This window comes from Rhizobium sp. FKL33, from assembly GCF_005222915.1.
In the GTDB taxonomy this organism is placed as follows: Bacteria; Pseudomonadota; Alphaproteobacteria; order Rhizobiales; family Rhizobiaceae; genus Rhizobium_E.
Genome location: NZ_STFX01000006.1, coordinates 1 through 20,681 on the forward strand (window position 1 = coordinate 1; position 20,681 = coordinate 20,681).

Here is a 20,681-nt window from a genome sequence, read left to right on the forward strand (position 1 = left end):
GACACAAGGGAAAATCGCCTTTCGGCGTTGCTTGCAACGCCTGCCGGCCAGGGGAAAGCTGGCATCAGACGTTGAAGAACCGAATTTTGCTGGAAAACGACTTCTTCAAGGAAGACCTCGAAGCCCAGATCGCGGCCTTCGTGGAGCATTCCTATCACCGACGACGCCACGAGAGCCTCGACAATCTCACCCCAGTCGACGTCTATCTCGGGCGCGGCCACACCATCCTGCTCGAACGCGAAAGGATCAAATGCGACACCATCAAACAGCGCCGCTTGAACCACCAAGCCAAAGCGGCTTAAATCAACCCGCAAACCGAGCTGGAAACTCCATTCTTCCAAAGCCCAAAAAGTCTCAAATCATTCGACGACGGACACTTTCGTCAAACGTCCGCAACCGGTCATGGCGATGCGCTGGCTTCGGCGGAAACGAGGACCGCGGCGGCCGCAAATTCCGGAAATCTGGGTATGTCCAGGAAGCGATACGGGCGGCGACAATGGCCTAGTGCAGCGCCGAGGGGCGTCGTCATGGTCGACCACTCGAGCACATCGATCTGCCGGAGGTCCAGGCTGAGGCCCATTCCAAGGGCTTTGACGATGGCTTCCTTCCTCACCCAAAGATCATAGAACAGATAATGCTTGCTCTCTCCCGAGAGCGATGAGAAGGCCCTGACTTCGTTGCTCGACATGAAATGAGGAGCGATCTCGTAAGGGGCTTCCGCTGATTTCCTTTCGAGATCCACTCCGATGGGCTCTTCATCGGAAAGGCCGACGGCGAAATGATCGTGGCTGTGGGATATGTTGAAATTCAGTGCCTTGAAGGGCTCACAGAGTAACGGTTTACCCCATTCGTTCGTCTCAAATCTTATCTCGGCAGGAGGAATACCCAGCACATCGGACAACGCGTGCCGCAAGGTGCCGTGGGTGGCGACATAGACATCGTGCAGCATCCTGGTTCGAAAGTCGGCAGCCCGCGCCCGCTCGCCGTCCGACAAGGCCGCTAGGCAGAGTGAAAGATCGTCGTCCGGCGTCACGCGACCGACAATGACGACTTTGGTGGTGGATAGGTGATGGACTGACAGTTCCGGCATGCAGGGACCCTGGACTACGCCCGCAGTGTTGCACCACCGTCGACATAGACGTCCGTCATGGTGATGTGGGCGGCGCGATCCGACAGCAGAAATGCGATTGACTGGGCAATGTCGTCGGGGGTCGCGAGCTTACCAAGCGGAATTCCGGTCTTGAAGGTTTCGGGCAGGCCGGCGATGACCCGATCGCCACCATGCGCATCGGCCCACATGCCGGTTTGCATCGGGGTCAACGTGGATCCGGGCGCCACGATGTTGCAGCGGATGCCGTAGGGGGCAAGTTCGAGGCCGAGGCAGCGAGTGAACATCGTGGCGGCCGCCTTTGAAGCCGCATAGGCGGCCATGCCGTGACGGGGAATGCCGGCCGCGTTGGAGCTCACGGTCACGATAGCCCCGCGGCGTCGCGCGATCATGCACCGGCCAAGCGCGCGACCGACATGAAACACGCCTTGCGCGTTGACGGCGAAGACACGCCGCCATTCGTCATCCGTCGTGTCCGTCACCAGACCTGTCGAAAGAATGCCGGCAACGCTGGCGCCGAGGTCGATCGGTCCGATCGCCTCTTCGACATGCTCGACAAGCGCCTCGACAGCGGCGGCGCAGGCGACGTCCAATGCCCGGCAAACCACACCGGACATCGTAAACTCGGGCGTCTCGATATCGGTTGCGACGACGGTTGCGCCTTCGTCATGCAGGAGCGAAACAAGTGCGGCGCCGATGCCGCCAGCTGCCCCGGTCACGAGGGCGACCTTATTCCTGAAGCCATAGAAATTCGATGCGCCCGTGGGCAGGAATGAAGGGAGGGTGTTCATGCCAGGGCCCCGATCACCTGATCCGTGGTCATCGGTACAGCGCAGGTGGCGGCGACGTAGGCCACGGCCATATCGTGTTTCTCGCGCGAAAAATCGGCCAGTGCATCGGCCACGAAAAAAGGCTCGATGTCGCGCATGAAGGCCTCGCCCGCGGTCATCAGGCAACCGATATGGGCATAGATGCCCGCGATGATCAGCTGGTCGCGGCCGCGAACGCGCAACAACGTCTCGAGATTGCTGCGCTGGAAGGCGCTGTAGCGATGTTTGACCAGCACGAAATCGCCCTCCGCCGGTCGAAGCTCTGTCAAGATGGGCTGATGCTCAGCCGGATCGCTCATGCCCGAGCCCCAGAGATCGGCCTGCAATCCGCGATCCCTGCGGTCCTGGTTGACCGTCTGCGCGGTGTAGAAGACCGGGATGCCAGCTAGGCGGCAGGTATCGAGAAGGCGCACGATATTGGCGATGGCTGGGGCGATTGGTGCTTCGACGATATCGAAGGGGCGGACGAAATAGCGTTGCATGTCATGCACGAGAAGTGCAGCGCGGCGCTTGTCGAGTTTCCACGGCGCACGCGGCACTGGCAGCTCGCTTTCGGTGGGCAGGGTATAAGATGCGATCTTCGGCAGTCCCTTGGATGTCACTGTGCCATGTCTCCATTCTGGATCAGAAAGTCGCGTCTGAGGCGCGCCCGCAATTCCTTGCGGCTGACCTTGCCGGCGGCCGTGGTTTCGAACCGATCGACGAAGACGATCTGGTCGGGGATCTTGAAGGCGGCGATGTCGCGGCGGCGCATCCAGGACTTGAGGCTGGACGCCTTGAGGCCTGCCTCGCTGGCGATGACGAAAGCGCAGCTGCGTTCGCCCAGTGCCGCGTCCGGCATCGACACGATGGCGACGTCGAACACGCAGGGATGGGCGAGAAGATGGTCCTCGACCTCTTCGGCCGAGATTTTCTCGCCGGCGCGATTGATATGGTCGCCGGCGCGGCCCAGCACTTCGAGATAGCCGCCAGGCAAACGCCGCACGACGTCGCCGGTCCGGTAGAAGCCATCGGCCGTGAAGGAGCGCTGGTTCGCAGCGGGGTCGTCGTGATAAGCGCGGATCGTGTAGGGACCGCGTGTCAGCAGATAGCCGCTCTCGCCATCGGCCACCGGCTCGCCGGCATCGTCGACCACGCGCACTTCGTCGTTGGGGCTGATCGGCCGGCCCTGGGTGCCGACGACGATATCGTCGGGATCGTCCAGACGCGTATAATTGACCAGACCCTCGGCCATTCCGAAGACCTGTTGTAGCCGGCAGCCCAGCGTCGCCCGCACGCGCTTTGCCGCCTCGGGCAGGAACTTGGCCCCGCCGACGAGCAGAACCTCAAGACTGGAAAGGTCGTGGCCGGCGGTCGGCGCCGTCTGCATCCACAAGAGCGCCAGCGGTGGCACAAGGCCGGTAATCGTCACGCGCTCGCGGGCGATCAGCGGGAAAGCTGCCTCCGGATTGGCCGCCGGGGACAGCACAACGCGGGCGCCGGCATAGAGGGCGCCCATGTGGCCGGGCGAACTCATCGGGAAATTGTGAGCGGCGGGAAGTGCGATGAGGAATACGCTGTTTTCGGTCACGCCGCAGATCTCGTTGCTCGCCCGGAAACTGTAGATATAGTCGTCATGAGTACGCGGGATCAGTTTCGGCAAGCCGGTGCTGCCGCCGGAAATCTGCAGGAAGGCGACCGAGGACGGATCGGGATCCCCGGGAAGGCTCGAGGCGTCGCCGGTGCAGTCGTCCAGCGCAACGAATTCCTCGGCGTCGCCGGCGATGATCACATGCCTGAGATCGGAAGCCTCCGCCTTCAGCCCGCGGGCCAGCATGCGGTAGTCGAAGCCGTCATAGTCAGCGCCGGCAATATAGGCGCGTGCCTCCGAGCGCCGTGCCAGATGGGCGACTTCGGTCAGACGATGGGCCGGGAGGCTGTAGACGGGTATCAGGCCGGCGCGGAACAGGCCGAAGACGGCGGAGAAGAATTCGGCGACATTGCCCAGCTGCACGACGACACGGTCGCCGGGGGAAAGGCCGAGGGCGAGAAACCCCGCGGCATGCGCCTCGGCGCGTCGGTGGAGTTCGGCAAAGGTCCAGCTGCGGTCGCCATCGACGATTGCCGTCGCCTCCGGCCTCTCGGCCGCGCGTGCCCGCAGGAAAGCGGGGAAGGTCTCGCCGCGCCAGTATCCGGCCTTGCGATACCGATCGGCGAGGTCATCGGGCCAGCGTTGCTCGACCGGCTTCATGCCCGTCCTCCTTCGAGCCTGATGCCGAGGGCCGCGAGCATGGCGCCGAATTTCGCACCTGTCTCCTCGGCCTCAGCTTGCGGGTCCGATCCCGGAACGATGCCGGCGCCGGCATAAAGCCGGGCTTCATCGCCGCTAAGTTCGGCGCAGCGGATCGTCACATACCAGGCGCCGTCACCGCGTCCGTCGCACCAGCCGACCGCGCCGGCATAGAAGTCGCGGTCATGGGGCTCAAGTTCCGTGATGATTCCCGCTGCACGCTCGCGGGGGACGCCGCAGACGGCGGGCGTGGGATGCAGCGCTGCGGCGAGGACAGCTACGGGCATTGCGGCGTCTTTCAGCTCGCCTTCGATCCGGGTGCCGAGATGCCACATGCTATTGGTGCAGGTGACTGTGGCGCCCTCTGGCAGGAGAAGGCGATGGCAATAGGGAGCAAGCGTGTCGAGAATGAATTCGACGACGAGCCGATGCTCGCGATGATCCTTTTCCGAACGGCCGAGCGTCGTCGCGGCTTTCGCATCGGCGGCGAGCGACGGCTGTCGCTTAGCGGAACCCGCCAGCGGATGCGACGAGATACGCGCACCGGACTTCGACAGGAGCAGTTCGGGCGTGGCGCCGACAAGGGCGCGCGGCATTTGGTTGCGGTCGGGCAATGGCACCAGGAAGGCAGTGGTCGCCGGATCGGTAGACAGGCGGCCGAGAACCGCAGTGACATCGATCGGTTGAGCCGCCTTCGCGACGAGCGTGCGGGCCAGCACGATCTTGGCCAGCGCGTCCGGATGGCCTGCCTCCTCTGCCATGATTGCGAGTGCCCGGCGCACGGCGTCCGCATAGGCTTCGGCGCTCGGCTCCTGGCGAAGCCGCCAGTTGCTTTGGGGCAGCGAAGCCTGCCGGCCGAAGAACGTGCCGGATCGCGTGTGATCCGCCTGCCAGAGATAGTCGGCTGCCCCGCGGGCGAAAGGCAGGGCGCCGGCGACGACCGCGTCGGGGCCGGCCCTGTGGAAGAAATCCGCCAGCCGTGCCTCGATGGTTGCGACCGAACCACGCGTGACATCGGCTTTCCGGCCGAAACCTGCAATATTGCCGCGTCGGGATCGGAACGCGAAAAGCGGTGTTTCCTCAGACTGGGGAAGGCTTGACGGAATGGTCTTGCGTGAAATGCTACTCATGGGCGATCCCCCTTGGTGGCGGGCATGTGGTGAATGATGACGATGCTTGTGCGCGCTGGCATGGGTCGTCTCTCAGCGGCTCGCCGCCGCGAGGCGGTCGGGCTTGCCGGACGTATCCTTGGTGTCCGCCATCGTCTCGGCGTCGCGGATCAGCGCGTCCAGCAAGGGGCCGAGCGTTTCGAGCGAGGCGGGTGAGATGATGTCTTCATGCGAGCAATGGGCGAGGCGATGGATCGAAAGGCCGCCGACGCGGGGCGTCCAGCTTGCCTCGGGATCGATGCCGGGCAGCAGTGACTTGCCGGCGACAAAGAGGGTAAGGTGTCCGTCGTAATCTGGAGTCGAGGCTTTCGAGAGCAGTTCGACGCTGTCACGGTAGTTCTCGAAAATGTGGCCGAACATCTCTTCCTTCTCGCGGCGGAAGTCGTCGTCCATGACATCGGCCATAGCGTCGTTGATGAACTGCTCCTGCTCGCGCTCGGCGCCTTGATTGGCCTGGGCGCCGTCAGGGTCGGTCCAGTCGTGTACTTCCGATGGATAGGTATCGAGAAGACCGAGAAAACGAACCTCTTCGCCCAGTGCCCGAAGCTTCACGGCAAGCCCATAGGCGATGGTGCCGCCAAGCGAATAGCCGAGCAGATAGTAGGGGCCCTTGGGCTGAACGCCGCGAAGGATCGCGAGCTGTTGCCCCCAGAGGTCATCCATCGTCTCGCTTGCGGCGATAGGCCCATGCGGTCGGGGTGACTGAAGGCCGACGATCGGCATGTCCTGCCGGAGATAACGCGACAGCACGCTGTACTGCCAGGATACGCCTGAGGCGGGATAGATGCAGATCAACGGCGCGCCCGTGCCGTCACGAAGCCGGATCACGGTCTCGAAGCCGCCCTTGGCCATGTCGCTGACGAGCTCGCCGGCGATCATGTGTTCGGCGAGTTTGGCGACCGTCGGCATGGTCATGATCTGGCCGACAGAAATCTGCCGACCAAGGTCGCGGCGGATGCGGGCGGCCAGGCGCATGGCAAGCAGCGAATGGCCGCCGATGGCGAAGAAGTCCTCGTCGGCACCGACGGACTCGCGTTCGAGGAGCTCCGCGAAGATCGCCGCGGTCTTGCTCTCCAGTCCCTCCGCCGGTGCCCGGCCAGTACCCACGCCGCCGGCAAGGCTCGGCATGGGCAGGGCCTTGCGGTCGAGCTTGCCATTCGCCGAGAGCGGCAGGGTCTGCATCTCGACGAAGGCGACGGGCACCATATGGGTGGGCAGGACGGCCTTCAGCGCATTGGCAAAAGTTGAGAGCGCCAACGAGACATTGGCCGTCGGCACGACATGGGCCACGAGCTGCCGCTCGTCTGCACCGGCCATGCCGGCCTGGCCCAGGGACATCGCACTGACCACGGCCTGGGCCACACCCGGCAGCTTCTCGATCTGGGCCTCGATCTCGCCAAGTTCGACGCGCTGGCCGCGGATCTTGATCTGGTGATCGGTCCGACCGAGATATTCGATGCGACCACCCGGCAACGAGCGGGCGAGGTCGCCGGTGCGATACATGCGCTCGCCGGCTGAGAACGGGTTCGCGACGAAGCGGGAGGCCGTAAGTTCGGGCCGTCCCAGATAGCCGATGCCGAGTTGCACGCCGGCAAGATAGAGCTCGCCGGCCACGCCCGCCGGCACCGGACGGAGCAGGTGGTCGAGGATGTGAAGTCTCGTGTTCCAAACCGGCAGGCCGATCGGCACGCTGCCTTCTCCGGCGATGAGCTCGTCCATAGCGGGCGCAAAGCTGACATCGATCGCAGCTTCCGTGGGGCCATAGAGATTGTGAAGCTCGGCCCCAAACAGGGTGGCGAAATCGCGCGACAGGCCCTTTGCCAGCGCCTCGCCGCTGCAGAATACCAGCCGCATCGAAGGGCAAAGCGGTCCGTGGCTGCGCAGGTCGCGGGCGGTCGCAATGAAGATGGCGAGCATCGAGGGCACGAAATGCAGGGTCGTGACGCCATGCGTTTCGATCAGTGCGATCAGAGCTGCGGGATCGCGATGTGCCTCCGTCGGCGCCATCACCAGCCGAGCGCCGATGATGTAGGACCAGAAGAACTCCCACACCGAAACGTCGAAGCCGCAGGGCGTCTTTTGCAGGATCACATCCTTGCCGTCGAGCGGATAGGTGTTCTGCATCCAGAGGATCCGGTTGACGATGGCCGCATGCGACACAATCGCGCCTTTGGGACGTCCGGTCGTGCCCGAGGTGTAGAGCACATAGGCGGGATGATCGGGCAGGAGTTCGGCTGCCTCCGGGATCTCCCGGACCTCGACATCCCGGTCGCAGAAGTGGTCGAACAGAAGCGCTGGTACATCGCCGGAGATGCGGTCATGCGTCTCCGCGTCGGTGATCAAAAGGCGTGGTGTCGCATCCTCCAGCATGAAAGCGAGGCGGTCGGCGGGATAGGAAAGGTCGAGCGGCAGGAAGGCCGCGCCGGCCTCGATGACAGCCAGCAACGCCACGCTGAGCCGGGCCGAGCGTGGCAGCGCGACGGCCACGATATCGCCCGTCCGCACGCCCTCGCGCCGCAGCCTCGCGGCGAGATGCAGCGACTGCTGGCGGACCTGCCGGAAGCTCAGTTCATGATCGGCATCGATGAGCGCCATGGCATCCGGCGTCCGTCCGGCCTGCGCCAGCAGGAGGTCGCGGAGCGTCAATGGCGGAAGAGCATGGTCGGTTTCGTTGACCGTATCGATTGCCTGACGGTCCGTCTTCGAGCAGACAGGAAGGGCGGCGACTTTGACGTCCCCCTCCCAGATCAATGCTTCGAGCAGGGCAGCGACACGCTCGACAAGCGCCCGGGAGCCGGCGATGGCGCCACGGTTCTCGAGCAGCAGCGTCAGCTCGCGGCCCGGAAGCACCAGGAGGGCGAGCGGATAGTGGCTATAGCCGCGATTGTGGATATCGCGGATGGCGAGGCCGTCAAGATCCTGGTCGAGATAGCTGCTGTCAGGGTAGTTCTCGACCACCAGAAGCGTATCGAACAGATTGCCAAGGCCTGCAAGCGACTGGATTTCGCCCAAGCCGAGGCCGTCATGTTCCATCAGTGCGGCATGTTTCGTCTGCAATGCCCGCGCCTGTTCCCAAAGCCCCTGCTCGGGTTGAAGAGCGATGCGGACGGGGATTGTGTTGAGGAAAAGGCCGATCTGGTCCGCAAGACCTTCGATGGGGGAGGAGCGGCCCGCGACCGGCGTGCCGAAGACCACATCGTCGCGCCCTGTCATCGAGCCCAGCACCAGAGCCCAGACCGATTGCATGAGCACGTTCAGGGTGACGCCCTCCGCCCGCGCGCGGGCCGTCAGCGCCTGGGTGCTGGCCTCCGACAGGCGGAATTCGCTTTCCTCCACCATCGCCGTCGGCGCGATCTGATCGAAGAGCCGGGTTGGGGTTACACCGGCAAGGGCGTCGCGCCATGCGAGGCGGCTCGCGGTCGGGTCGCGGCGGTCGAGTTGCTTGACGACATCGGCATATCCGGTGCGGAGCGGCGTCAGCGTCGCACCGTTACGCCGATAGGCCTCAAAAAGATCGCCAAGCAGCAGCGGCGTCGACCAGCCGTCGATCATCAGGTGATGGACGAGGATGAGGAGCACATGCTCGGTGGCCGAGGTGCGGATCAGGGTCGCACTCAGCAGGCGGCGGAAGGCGGGTCCGAAATGCTCCCGCTCCGTCGCATTGGCCTCGATCCGGGCGAAGGCGGCCCTCCCCTCCTGCTCCGGCAGATGACTGACGTCATGCAGCTCGAAGGGCCATAGGCCCCGCGCCTTCGGCGAAAATGCGGGTACGACCAGCAATGGTTCGTCGCGACCTTCAAGATCGAAGACGGCGCCGAGCTGGGGGTGGCGGCGCAAGACGGCGTCGAAGGCCCGCGAGAGCCGTTCCGCATCGAGCGGCCCGGACAGCGTCAGTCGGGTGAAGGCGTTATAGGAGCCGGCGCGATCGCCGAGCGCGGCATGGAACAACATCCCCTTCTGCGTTGCGAGGACCGGCAGTACGGTCTCGATCGGGCCGTAGCGCTTGGCAAGGAGCGCTGTCTCGGCGTCGGAGACGTTGCTCGCGGTCGCGTCGACACCGGCGGGCGCCAACGCTACGACCGGCGTCATGAGCCGGGCCAGCCCGCGCGCATCGCGTGCGGCGAAAATATCGCGCGGGCGAATGACGTAGCCTTCGGCGCGCAGGGCATTGCAGAGCATGATCGCGTTGATGCTGTCGCCGCCGAGCGAGAAGAAGTCGCTGTCGGCGCCGACGTCGGGCAGTTTCAGCACATGCGCGATCGCGGCACAGACCAGCGCCTCGGCCGGCGTCGAGGGCGCGGTCTCGACGGCCACGCTCGGGGCAGGCAGTCGGCTGCGGTCGACCTTGCCATTGATGGTCAGCGGGAAGGCATCGATCACCATCATCACGGATGGGACCATGTAATCGGGGAGCTTTTGCGCCAGTTGGAAGCGCAGGCGTGCCGCAAGCGCGCCGCGGTCAACGCCGGTCTTGTCCGTCACCGTGCAATAGGCGACGAGACGGTGACTGCCGTTCACCGCCTCGGCCATGACCAGGACCGTCTGCACACCGTCGAGGGCCTGGATCGCAAGCTCGACTTCGGCCGTCTCGATCCGGTAGCCGCGCACCTTCACCTGGTGATCGACGCGACCGAGGAATTCGATCTGGCCGTTCTCGTTCCAGCGCACGCGATCGCCGGTGCGGTACATGATCGCGCCCGGCTCGAAAGGGTTGGCGACGAAGCGCTGTGCGGTCAGGTCCGGTCGCCCGATATAGCCGCGCGCGAGCCCAGCGCCGGCAAGATAGAGCTCGCCGGTGACGCCGATGGCCACCGGTCGAAGCCGGTCGTCGAGCACATGGGCGCGGCTGTCGCCGATCGGCCTGCCGATGACGGGATGATCGGCCATGTCGATCGGAGCCCGCAACGCATCGACGGTATATTCCGTCGGCCCGTAAAGATTGTGGATGTGGAGCGTGGCGGCATGCGGATGCAGCATGTCCCAGAGTGCCGCCGACATCGCCTCGCCGCCGATCAGCAGCACGGTCGGGCGGTGCCTTCCCGAGGCCAGCAGGCCGCAATTCAGCATCTGCGTGCAAAAGGATGGCGGCAGATCAAGCGCGTCGATCTGCCGTTCCGCGATCGCATCGGCCAGCCCCTGCGCATCGCGCCTGAGATCCTCGTCGATGATGTGAAGTTCCTGGCCGTGCAACATCCAGAAGATCTGCAGCCAGGAGGAATCAAAGGCGAAGGAATGGGTATGCGCAGCCCTGAGCGCCCGCTCCGGATGATGCGCCTGCAGCACGGCGAGCGAGGGTTGGTAGATCGTGGGCTTGTGCGACAGGAACAGGTTCAGAAGCGCGCCGTGGGCGTTTATCACCCCCTTTGGCCGGCCGGTGGAACCGGAGGTAAAGATGACATAGGCGATGCTATCTGCCGACGGTGATGCATCGAGCGCCTGTGCGGAAAGTGCCCGGCAGATGCCGATCAGCGCCGGATCATCGAGGCAGAGATAGAGTGGACCGTGCGGCAAGTCATCGACCAGCGGCCGGGTCGTGATGACTGCCTTCGGACGTGCGTCCTCACACATCATGGTAAGACGCTCCGGCGGATAATCGAGATCGAGCGGCATATGAGCCGCGCCACTTGCCATGACCGCGAGCATCGTGGTGACAACATCTGCGGAGCGCGGCATGGCGACCGCCACGATGTCACCGGGGCCGATGCCATGTGCCTGGAGATAGCGGGCCAGCCGGAAGACCCGACCGGCGGTCTCGGCGAAGGTCAGCCTTGTGTCGCCAAAAACCAGCGCGACCGCATCGGGCGTGGCTTCCGCCTGCGCGGCAAAGACATCGATGATGGATTGGAACGCCTCGGGCCTCTCGACACCGGGGCCGGCGGCGTGTTCGGCAAGCAGAGCCGCTTCTGTGGGTTCCATGAGCGGGAGATCGTCGATCGTCGTCGCTTTGTCGGCGATGAAGGCTCCGATCATCAGCGCCAGCCTGCGGCTGTGGCGGGCGAGATCAGTCTGATCATAGAGCGGTGTCTCCCCGCGCAGTTCCAGCGTGACATGCCCGTCATCGATCAGGATTCCGAACTCGATATCGTCGACTGGGCCGGTCGCAAGATGATGCGTCGCAGCCCTGATCTCACCGAAGCGCAGGTCGTAGTCGAACATGCGATAGTTGATAACGGCGCCATAAAGCGCCCGGCCGGTGCCGACGAGGCCGAGATCACGCTGGATCTGTTCTGCGTCATAGCGCTGATGTTTGCGGACCTGGCGAAGCGCCGTCTTGACGGCCTCCGCGACTTCCAGAACCGTCTGGCCACCATCTATCTCCACGCGAACCGGAAGGACGTTGACGACAGGGGCCGAGGACGCGAGGGCGGAAGAACCCATGCGCCGCATGAAGGGTATGCCGACGACCTGTTCGCCCGAACCCGACAGACGGTGGAGGTAGGCGCATATCGCTGCAGACAGAATGTCGAAAACCGCGAGGTTCCTGTCCCTTGCAATGTCTTCGAGAGCGGGAAGGGTGGCATCTTCGAGCCTGTGCAGATATTCGCTAGGACGGCCGTCATGCGCTGCCATGGGCCGACCTGTCCGGAAGGATGGACTGAAGACCGGAGGCAGATCTTCGCAGTAGCGTTGCCAGAAATCACAGTCGCGCGACGCTGCGTCGGACGCGCGGTAGGCGTCGTATTCGGCAAGCACCTCGGACACCGGGCCGAACGGCGAGGGACGAGCGATGGCGCCGTCGAGCGAGGCGGTGTAGAGCTCGGCGATGCGCCGCGTGAGTGTAGTGAAGCTGAAACCGTCCAGCATCACATGGTGATAGCGCTGATACCAGAACCAGCGCGGCTGGCCCTGGACGTCGCCGAGCCGGATGAGAATCTGCCTGCAAAGCGATACGTTCTTGGCGGCCGACGCCGTCAGATCGGCCTCGATCAGCTGTCGCATATCGGCATCGGGATCGGCATGGTCCGAGAAGTCGAGGACCTCGGGTTCAGCCACGTTCTCGGCCGAAGCGCTTTCCGGGATCACCTGCCAGGCGCCGGCGTCGTCCTCGATATAGCGCGCGATCACTGTATCGGCCTCGGCAAGGCCGCCGCGGATGGCAGCGCTGAACCGGCCGATATCGACCGCGCCCTGCAACTCGATGCCATGAGCAATCAGATAGCGGTTGCGGCGGCTCGCCACCTGATCGGCGAGCCATATGCCGAGCTGAGTGCTGAGAAGGGGAAATGCGGGCATGGCCTCATCCTCTCGCGCAGCGACCGCAGCGCGTTTTCACGAAATCCGATTGTGTTTGTCGTCTAGGCGCCGGGCCGGAGATCGCGCCAGGTGCTGCCGATATGGGCGAGGCAGGCCGCGCGCGTATCCGGGCCGAAGGTCACTTCCCAGCCTGCAGGCACATCGGCAAAGGCCGGCCACAGGCTGTGCTGGCCGGCGTCGTTGACGAGGGCCAGGAAGCGATGGTTCTCATTGTCGAATGGATTGACGTGGTTCTCGTCCATCATGCGCTCCCCGTTGTCGCATTGGCCGCGATTCTTTGCTGCAGCAGATGCCACATGCCGTCGATCGTCGGCCCGCGGGCGAGCGCGATGAAATCGATCTCGATATCCGCCTGCTTCCATTCTGTCACCAGTTTCATGACGTCGATGGAGGTCAGGCCGAAATCCAGGAGATTGTCGTCATCCGCCGGATCCTCGTCGAGGAAGCGGCGAACCTGAAGGCGCAGGGCCTCCTTGGAGAGGGCGGCGCCCTTGATGGCCGTTGCGGCATGCATCATTTTGGTCTCCACGGTGTGTTGCATTCTATGGCGATGCCCCGATTTATCAGGATTTCGCCGGTTCCAGATCGTCTTGCGCATCGGACCGCCGCAGCATGCGGAGCACCGCGCCGAGCACCATCGCTATTGCGAGTGCCGTCATGCCGAGAGCGAGCACGCTTTCGGCCGGCATGAAGATGTTTGCGGTCAGACCGATCAGCAGCGCCCCGGCAATGTCGCCGAGATTGTCCATCGCGGCCCACAGGCTGTTGACCCGCCCGAGATAGGCGTCCGGCGTATGGGACTGAACGAGCGCATATTGCACGATCGAGGCGAGAGCGGTGGCGTAGCCGTAGATTACAAGCAGCGCCATGCCGAGATAGAGGTTGGTGCAGAGGCCGAAGGCGGCGATGCAGGCGAAGGCGAGCATGCACAGCAGGGTCATGGCGCTGTCGGGGTGAGCGACGTGCCGCGCCCATCCGCTGAGTACCGCGCCGAGCGTCGCGCCGACTGGTACGGCGGAGAACAGGAGTCCGGTCTCGAAGGCGCCACCGCCGAACGGGCCACTCGCGAGTGCGGGAAACAGAATACGAATGGCGCTGGTCAGCGTCATGAGGCCGCCTATGGTAAACAATGCGAGCAGCGCCGGCCGGCGGAAGACGAAGGCGAAGGCCTGACCCAGCATACGCAGCGGGTGCTCGGGTTCGCCGCGTGGCGGGACCATGGATGGAAGATGAAGGAGCGTGAGCACAGTCACCAGGGTGGCCACGGCCGCGAGGATGTAGTTCCAGCCCACGCCCGCCAGCGCGATCACCACGCCGCCCAGGGCCGGAGAGACGATGGTCGCGAAACGCGCGGTCATCATGCCCAGCGCGCTTGCCTGCATCAGGTTCTCGCGGCCGACGATATGCGGCATCGCGGCCATCAGCGCCGAGACCCCCAGCGCGCCGAAGAAGCCGTCCCAGGTCGCGAGAACATAGATGGCGACAACGGAGGGTACGGGCAGCATGCTGTTGAGCGCCAGGGCCAGAAAGCCCAGTCCGCAGATGCTGCGCGCCATCAGGATCAGCCGCCGCCGGTCATGAAGATCGGCAAGCACGCCGCCGAGCAACAGGCCGGCGAACATGCCCGCGCCGTCCAGTGCCGCTGCAATCCCGACCTGGAAGCTCGAGCCCGTGAGATCGTAGATCTGCAGCGGAACGCTGACCGCAAGCATGCCGAGACCCATCAGCGAAATCGTTCGCGCGATAAGAATGCGGCGGAAATTCGCGTTGGTCCGCAGCAGCGAAAGATCGACGAACAGGCGAGATGGCATGGGACGCTTCCACTGATATTCAGTTAAAGTGGAGTTTTTCAATCATATATCGCTGCGTGTTCTCGAAGTCGACGGATTTCGCTTTTGGCAAAAAGGCAAAAACCTTTGCGTGAGCGTCACGCGGCATTTGCCTTAAAGTCTCAATAACAGTCGGCGATGCGCTTTCCGCCAATCTCGTGGACCGTGAACTCGATGCCGAAGATCTCCTCGAGCACATGGTCGCGGATCACATCGGCCGGCGTTCCCGCGCAGTGGATACGGCCGTCGCGCATGGCGATTATGCGATCCGAATAGGCTGCGGCGAAGTTGATGTCATGGATGACCAGGATGACCGTCTTGCTGAATTCGCCGGCGATGCGCCGGAAAAGCGTCATCGTCGCCAGGGCGTGGCGGGCATCGAGATTATTGAGCGGCTCGTCGAACAGCAGATAGTCGGTATCCTGCGCCAGGATCATCGCGATGAATGCACGTTGCCGCTGGCCACCCGACAATTGATCGAGATAGCGATTTTCGAGCGATCCGAGTTCCGTAAAGGCGAGGGCCTGATCGATATGTCGGATATCCTCGGCATTGATCCTGCCCTTGGAATGCGGATAGCGGCCGAAGGAAACGAGGTCCCGGACGGTCACGCGCGCCGCCACCGCATTGTCCTGCCTGAGGATGGCGAGCCTGCGGGCGAGAATATCGCTCGGCGTCGCACCGACCGGCTGCCCGTCGATCAGCACCGTGCCGGCGTCCATTGGCTGGAGGCGGCTGATGATCGAGAGCAGCGTCGACTTGCCGGCGCCGTTCGGCCCGATGATGGAGGTGATGCCGCCCTGCCTCAGGTCAAGATCAATGCTGTCGAGTACCGGGGTCGCGCCATAGGATTTCGAGATGCCGCGGATTTCGATCATCGGGCGGAGCCCCTGAGCAGGAGGAAAATGAAGATCAGCCCGCCCGCGAGTTCGATCACTATGCCAATGGCGCCGTCGAGCGCCAGCACATGTTCCAGGACGACCTGACCTGTTAGCAGGACCGTCACCGCAACGGCGACGGCGACGGGGAGAATATGCCGATGCGCCGACGACGGCGCGAGCTGATAAGCGAGATTGGCGACAAGGAGCCCGAAGAAGGTGATCGGCCCGGACAGAGTGGTCGAAACCGACACCATGACCGCAATCAGGATCAGGAGCATGAACACGCTTTTTCGATGATCGACGCCGAGATTGATGGCGGTCTCGCGTCCCAGTGCCAGAACATCGAGCACCGGCAACATTCGCCAGACGACGAGGACGCAGGCGGCGATCAGGATAAAGGCGATGAGCAGGAGGTCCGGGCGGATGGTGTTGAAACTCGCAAACATCCTGTCCTGCAGCACAACTAAGTCGTTGGGGTCTATCAAGCGTTGCATGAAGTTGCTCAGGCTGCGGAAGAAGCTGCCGAACACGATGCCGGCGAGCAACATGAGATGCAGGCTGTTGAGCATGCCGGAAAACAGCCGCTGGAACAGGAGAGCGGAGAACAGAACCATCGTACCGGTCTCGAGGAGAAACATGACGCGTGGGTCGATCGCGACCAGTCCCGCTATGCCGAAGAAGAAAACGAAGAGCGTCTGCAACAACGCGTAAAGTGCGTCGAAACCCATGATCGACGGCGTCAGGATCTTGTTGTTGGTGATGGTCTGGAATATCACCGTCGAAATAGCGACGGCGCTGGCGACGAGCGCCATGGCGATGACCTTCGGCGCGCGGAAGGCAAGCGTGAAGCCAAGATCGCCTTTCATGCCGACGAGCAGGAAGAGCAGCACCGAGGCCGTTGCCGCCAGGCCACAGAACTGCATGGTGCGCGTGATGGGTAAAGGCCTGGGATCAGCCGGCATGGTGTCGGCGTCTCATCAGCATGAACAGGAAGAAAGCGCCGCCGATCACGCCCGTAATCGTCGCCGCCGGTATCTCATAGGGCTTGATGACGACGCGGCCGAGCATGTCGCAGACCAGCGCGAATGCCGAGCCGGCCAGGGCGACCCAGGGCAGGGTCTTCCTTAGATTGTCGCCCAGTACAAGCGCCACTAGATTGGGCACGATCAGACCGATGAACGGGATGGCGCCGACGGTCACCGTCACCGCGGCCGTCACCAGCGACACGACTCCCATGCCGAGAAAGAGTGTGCGGCGATAATCGAGGCCGGTGCTGCGTGCGATGTCCTCGCCAAGGCCGGCAAGCGTGAAGCTGACGGCGACGACATAGGCGAAGACCGTCACGGCGAGCGAAATCCAGAGCAATTCGTAGCGGCCCCGCATGGCGCTTGAAAAGTCGCCGGTCGTCCAGGCCGACAGCGATTGCATGAGGTCCTGCCGATAGGCGATGAAGACAGTGACCGAGCTGACGATGCCGCCGAGCGTGAGGCCCACGAGTGGAATGAGGAAAGCCGAATGCATGGGCATCCGGCGGATCAGCGCGAAGAACAGCGCCGTGCCGCCCATGGCGAAAGCCGCCGCCACCAGCATCTTGACGAAAACGGGGCTTTCCGGCGCCGCAAGCAGCACCAAGATCATGCCGAGCTGGGCCGATTCCACGGTCCCCGTCGTCGACGGTTCGGCAAACCGGTTGAGCGCGATCATCTGCATCACGGCGCCCGCGACCGCAAGCCCGCAGCCGGCGAGCATCACGGCAAAGGTGCGCGGAATGCGGCTCGCCATCAGGATGAGATTCGCCGTGCCGTCATCGCCGACGCCGAAAAGCGCCGCTATCGACATGCTGCTAGCGCCGGCCAGAAGGCTCAGCGCCGCCAGCGCGATCAGTATCAGAACGGCGGCAAGGACCGGAGCGGCTCTCAACATGCCGCTCCGCCTCTCGGTCGCACTGCCATGGGCATGCGACCTGTTGTCATCGATTCCGAATGCATATTTTTCCGATCAGGCGCGCCGACGCTTGGGGGTGACGCCATAAGCTTTCTTGAAGGCGACGGAGAAGTTGGACGGATTGGCGTAGCCCGCCACGAAGGCGGCCTGGGCGATGGTCGCGCCGTTCTTCTCCAGCTCTTCGCGCGCGTGTTCCAGCCGCTGATGGCGGATGAATTCGAACAGCGTGATGCCGAACGAGTCGCGGAAATGGCGCTGGATCGTGCTGGCGCTGGCGCCCGTATCCCGGGCGATCAGGTCGATCGTGAGCGGATTGAACAGATTGTCCAGCACATAGTCGCGGACCTTCTCGCTCTGACGCATTGCCGAAAGTGCAGGCTTGTCCGACCGGCCCTCGCGCTTGCCATCCATGATCGAGCCGCATGCCAAGCATAGCAGCTCAAGCGCACGGGCGCGCTGGTGCAGTTTCTGCATTTCGATGCTCATTCCCGGCGGCGGTTCCAGAATGTCGCTCGCAAGCTGGAGCGCATGTTTCGGCAGTTGCCAGTAATGATGATTGAGATGCCGGCCGACGAATTCGTCGAGCTCCGGCGACCGCATGTCGGTATCGATCTGCATGTCCTGGATCCAGCTCCTGGGAGCTGCGATCATGATCTTCTGCAGCGTATTTTCGGACGTCGGCAGATGTTTCAGGACCGAATTGCGCGTCAGGTTGATCAGCAATCCGATTGGCCGGCTCGTGTCACCCTCGCCGACGGCGATGTCGAAGCGCCTGTCATCGATGATGAAACTCTGCGCGCCCTTCAAATACAGCATTAGCTGAAATTTCGGCGACAGGTCGTCGTTCTGCGACAGCAGATGCCTTTTCCTACGTCCGTCCAGAACGCCGAGATTGATCCCGCCTGAGAAGTGTTCGAGCATGGCATACCTCATTCACACATGGACAGTCCCAGTATGCCGATTCAATGACGCTGAAAATCGCGATGCCCGCGGTTGCCCGTGTAAAACGGTCCATTTGACGCTCTCTCAAAGGTTTTTGACGTTTGCGGCAAATGGCTCGCAATCGACAAGCTTCTCCTCCCTTCTATATAGATGATTATGAAAGTCAAGTTTTCGTGAAGCCGGCCGCAGGGATGCCGTTGGCCAGTTTTGTCACAGGGGCAGAGTAGAAAAATGAAGGGTAATTCACTTCTATCGATCACTGGTCGGGGACGGGGTGACGGGGCGGCATCGCGGCTTGTGCTTCGTGCCGGACTGGCCGCTGCAGTCAGCCTGATCGCGCTTTCCGCAGCGCATGCGCAGGAGGCAGACCAAGGAGAAACGGTCCTCAAGCGCATCGTCGTCGACGGCGGCGGAGATGGCGACGAGACCAAGGGCTATATCGCCAGATCGAGCCGTATCGGCACCAAGACGGATACGCCGATCGAAAAGGTTCCGCAGACGATCAATGTCGTGACCAGGGAGCAGATGGACGACCAACAGGTGACGTCGGTGGCCGAGTCGCTCCGCTACACGCCGGGCGTCTTCACCGACTATCGCGGCGCTTCGAACGTTCGCGACGAAGTGTTTTCGCGCGGATATTTCTATATTCCGCGCTATCTCGACGGCCTGCTTTTCGCGACCGCCGAACTCGGCCAGATCGATCCCTTCATGCTCGACAGCGTCGAGCTCATGAAGGGTCCGTCGTCGGTGCTGTTCGGCCAGACCAATCCGGGCGGCCTCATCAACATGACGTCCAAGAAGCCGAAGGACGCGCCCTATCGCGAGGTTACGGTCGGCTTCGGCACGAACAATCGCGCCAGCGCCGCATTTGATGTCAGCGATGCGCTCAATGACACCATACGCTACCGAATCGCAGCGATCGGCCTGACTTCCGACCTGCAGGAGGACTACACCCATCAGCAGCGCATCGCGGTCGCACCCTCGGTCAGCTGGACACCCGACGATGCCACCAGCCTGACGATCAGCGGCATTTTCCAGCATGATCCCGAAGTCGGTTATCGCAACTTCATGGAAAAGCTTGGCACGATCGACAAGACGGCCTATGGCCGCGTGCCGACCGATTTCTTCGTCAGTGATCCCGATTACGAGAAGTTCACCCGCGACCAGGCGACGCTCGGCTATCAGTTCTCGCATGAATTCAACGACGCGCTGACGTTCCGTTCGAGCGCGCGCTATACGCATGTCGACGAGGCGCAGAAAACACTCGTGTGGGGCGCGCTCGACTCTACCGATGGCAAGACGATCAGCCGCACTGCGTCCGGCGGGCGCGACGTGGTCGATCAGTTCGTCATCGACAACAGCCTGCAGGCCAAGGTCTCGACCGGCCCGGCCAACCACACGTTCCTTATTGGCGGCGATTATCGCTACCGCGAGCGGGATTATCACTGGGGATACGATTACACCGTTCCCTCGATCGACTGGACCGATCCGGTCTACGGCAATCTCGGCAAGATCAAGCTCACGACCACGGAAGACACCTCCACCGTCGCCAAGCAGCTTGGTGTCTATGCGCAGGACCAGATCGAGATCGGAAAGCTCAACCTGCTGTTCGGCGGTCGCTACGATTGGGCCACGACCGACATCGACGACCATCTGAACGGCGGGCGTACATCCTATAACGACTCGGCCTTCAGCTACCGGGCCGGTGCAATCTACAATTTCGACAACGGCATCTCGCCCTATGCCAGCTACTCGACCTCGTTCGAGCCGGTTATCCAGGCGGCGCCCGCAGGCGAAGACCCGTTCAAGCCGACCACGGCGCGGCAGTTCGAAGCCGGCATTCGCTACGCGCCGACTTTGTCGGACTTCACGCTGACCGCCTCCTATTTCGACATCGAGCAGAAAAACCTGGTCGGGACGATGTGGGAGCAGGATTCGAGTGGCAACTGGACCAGCGTCAGCAAACAGATGGGCAAGACTCGCAGCCGCGGCATCGAGCTGCAGGGCACGGCAAGTCTGACCGACAACCTATCGCTTCTGTCGAGCTACGCCTACATCGACACGAAGGTGCTGACCAGCGTCGATCCCACACTGATCGGCAACGCGGTCTATCGCTCTCCTCCACAGCACCAGGCATCGCTGTGGGCGAAGTATGAGCACACGGACGGTACGTTCAACGGCCTGGGGTATGGCGCCGGCGTCCGTTACATCGGGACCGCTTGGGGAGATGAGGCCAACTCGTTCAAGGTTCCAGCCGTGACGCTGCTTGATGCGACCATATCCTACGACTTCGGCGCGAAGAGCAAGGATCTCGAAGGCCTGAGCCTCCAGATCAATGTCAAGAATCTCGCCGACAAGAAGTATGTATCGTCTTGCGCCATCGCCTATGCATGCTGGTATGGCGAACGCCGGTCAGTCTTCGGTACGCTGAAGTACACCTGGTGAGAATGATGGA

General features: G+C 63.0%; 15 protein-coding genes. 2 read left to right on the plus strand and 13 right to left on the minus strand.

What is annotated here, in order from left to right:
* Nucleotides 1-302 (plus strand): integrase core domain-containing protein (locus E8Q41_RS03685; protein WP_205910357.1); only part of this gene is annotated, 302 nt, incomplete at its 5' end.
* Nucleotides 303-400: 98 nt separating this feature from the next.
* Here E8Q41_RS03685 and E8Q41_RS03690 read toward each other — a convergent pair.
* From E8Q41_RS03690 to E8Q41_RS03750, 13 genes are all read right to left on the minus strand, one after another.
* Nucleotides 401-1,090 (minus strand): 4'-phosphopantetheinyl transferase superfamily protein, encoded by a 690-nt coding sequence (locus tag E8Q41_RS03690; protein ID WP_137154166.1) that lies wholly within the window; start codon nt 1,088-1,090, stop codon nt 401-403.
* Between the two features lie 14 nt (nt 1,091-1,104).
* Nucleotides 1,105-1,899: a 2,3-dihydro-2,3-dihydroxybenzoate dehydrogenase gene (locus tag E8Q41_RS03695; protein ID WP_137154167.1), complete on the minus strand. Its 795-nt coding sequence runs from the start codon at nt 1,897-1,899 to the stop codon at nt 1,105-1,107.
* Nucleotides 1,896-2,540, minus strand: a complete 645-nt coding sequence (locus E8Q41_RS03700) for an isochorismatase family protein (protein WP_137154168.1) — start codon at nt 2,538-2,540, stop codon at nt 1,896-1,898. The genes E8Q41_RS03695 and E8Q41_RS03700 overlap by 4 nt, the downstream gene beginning before the upstream one ends.
* Nucleotides 2,537-4,168: an AMP-binding protein gene (locus E8Q41_RS03705; RefSeq protein WP_137154169.1), complete on the minus strand. Its 1,632-nt coding sequence runs from the start codon at nt 4,166-4,168 to the stop codon at nt 2,537-2,539. Before E8Q41_RS03705 ends, E8Q41_RS03700 begins: the two co-directional genes overlap by 4 nt.
* Nucleotides 4,165-5,337 (minus strand): isochorismate synthase, encoded by a 1,173-nt coding sequence (locus tag E8Q41_RS03710; protein ID WP_137154170.1) that lies wholly within the window; start codon nt 5,335-5,337, stop codon nt 4,165-4,167. Before E8Q41_RS03710 ends, E8Q41_RS03705 begins: the two co-directional genes overlap by 4 nt.
* A 72-nt stretch (nt 5,338-5,409) precedes the next feature.
* Nucleotides 5,410-12,609 (minus strand): non-ribosomal peptide synthetase, encoded by a 7,200-nt coding sequence (locus tag E8Q41_RS03715; protein WP_137154171.1) that lies wholly within the window; start codon nt 12,607-12,609, stop codon nt 5,410-5,412.
* 62 nt (nt 12,610-12,671) lie between these two features.
* Nucleotides 12,672-12,872: an MbtH family protein gene (locus tag E8Q41_RS03720; protein WP_205910358.1), complete on the minus strand. Its 201-nt coding sequence runs from the start codon at nt 12,870-12,872 to the stop codon at nt 12,672-12,674.
* On the minus strand, nt 12,872-13,147 hold the full coding sequence (locus E8Q41_RS03725) for a phosphopantetheine-binding protein (RefSeq protein ID WP_170976349.1): 276 nt from the start codon (nt 13,145-13,147) through the stop codon (nt 12,872-12,874). The genes E8Q41_RS03720 and E8Q41_RS03725 overlap by 1 nt, the downstream gene beginning before the upstream one ends.
* A 46-nt stretch (nt 13,148-13,193) precedes the next feature.
* Nucleotides 13,194-14,441, minus strand: coding sequence for an enterobactin transporter EntS (entS, locus tag E8Q41_RS03730; protein ID WP_137154174.1), 1,248 nt, complete (start codon nt 14,439-14,441; stop codon nt 13,194-13,196).
* Nucleotides 14,442-14,581: 140 nt separating this feature from the next.
* A complete protein-coding gene (locus E8Q41_RS03735; RefSeq protein ID WP_137154175.1) occupies nt 14,582-15,337 on the minus strand; it encodes an ATP-binding cassette domain-containing protein in 756 nt (251 codons plus the stop codon).
* Nucleotides 15,334-16,263: an iron chelate uptake ABC transporter family permease subunit gene (locus tag E8Q41_RS03740; RefSeq protein ID WP_137154391.1), complete on the minus strand. Its 930-nt coding sequence runs from the start codon at nt 16,261-16,263 to the stop codon at nt 15,334-15,336. Before E8Q41_RS03740 ends, E8Q41_RS03735 begins: the two co-directional genes overlap by 4 nt.
* Before the next feature lie 28 nt (nt 16,264-16,291).
* Complete coding sequence (locus tag E8Q41_RS03745) at nt 16,292-17,263, minus strand: iron chelate uptake ABC transporter family permease subunit (RefSeq protein ID WP_137154176.1); 972 nt, start codon at nt 17,261-17,263, stop codon at nt 16,292-16,294.
* Nucleotides 17,264-17,338: 75 nt separating this feature from the next.
* Complete coding sequence (locus E8Q41_RS03750) at nt 17,339-18,205, minus strand: AraC family transcriptional regulator (RefSeq protein ID WP_170976350.1); 867 nt, start codon at nt 18,203-18,205, stop codon at nt 17,339-17,341.
* Nucleotides 18,206-18,457: 252 nt separating this feature from the next.
* Between E8Q41_RS03750 and E8Q41_RS03755 the strand changes: the two genes are divergently transcribed.
* Entirely contained in the window at nt 18,458-20,671 is a 2,214-nt protein-coding gene (locus E8Q41_RS03755; RefSeq protein ID WP_137154178.1) for a TonB-dependent siderophore receptor, read from the plus strand.
* Nucleotides 20,672-20,681 lie beyond the last annotated feature (10 nt).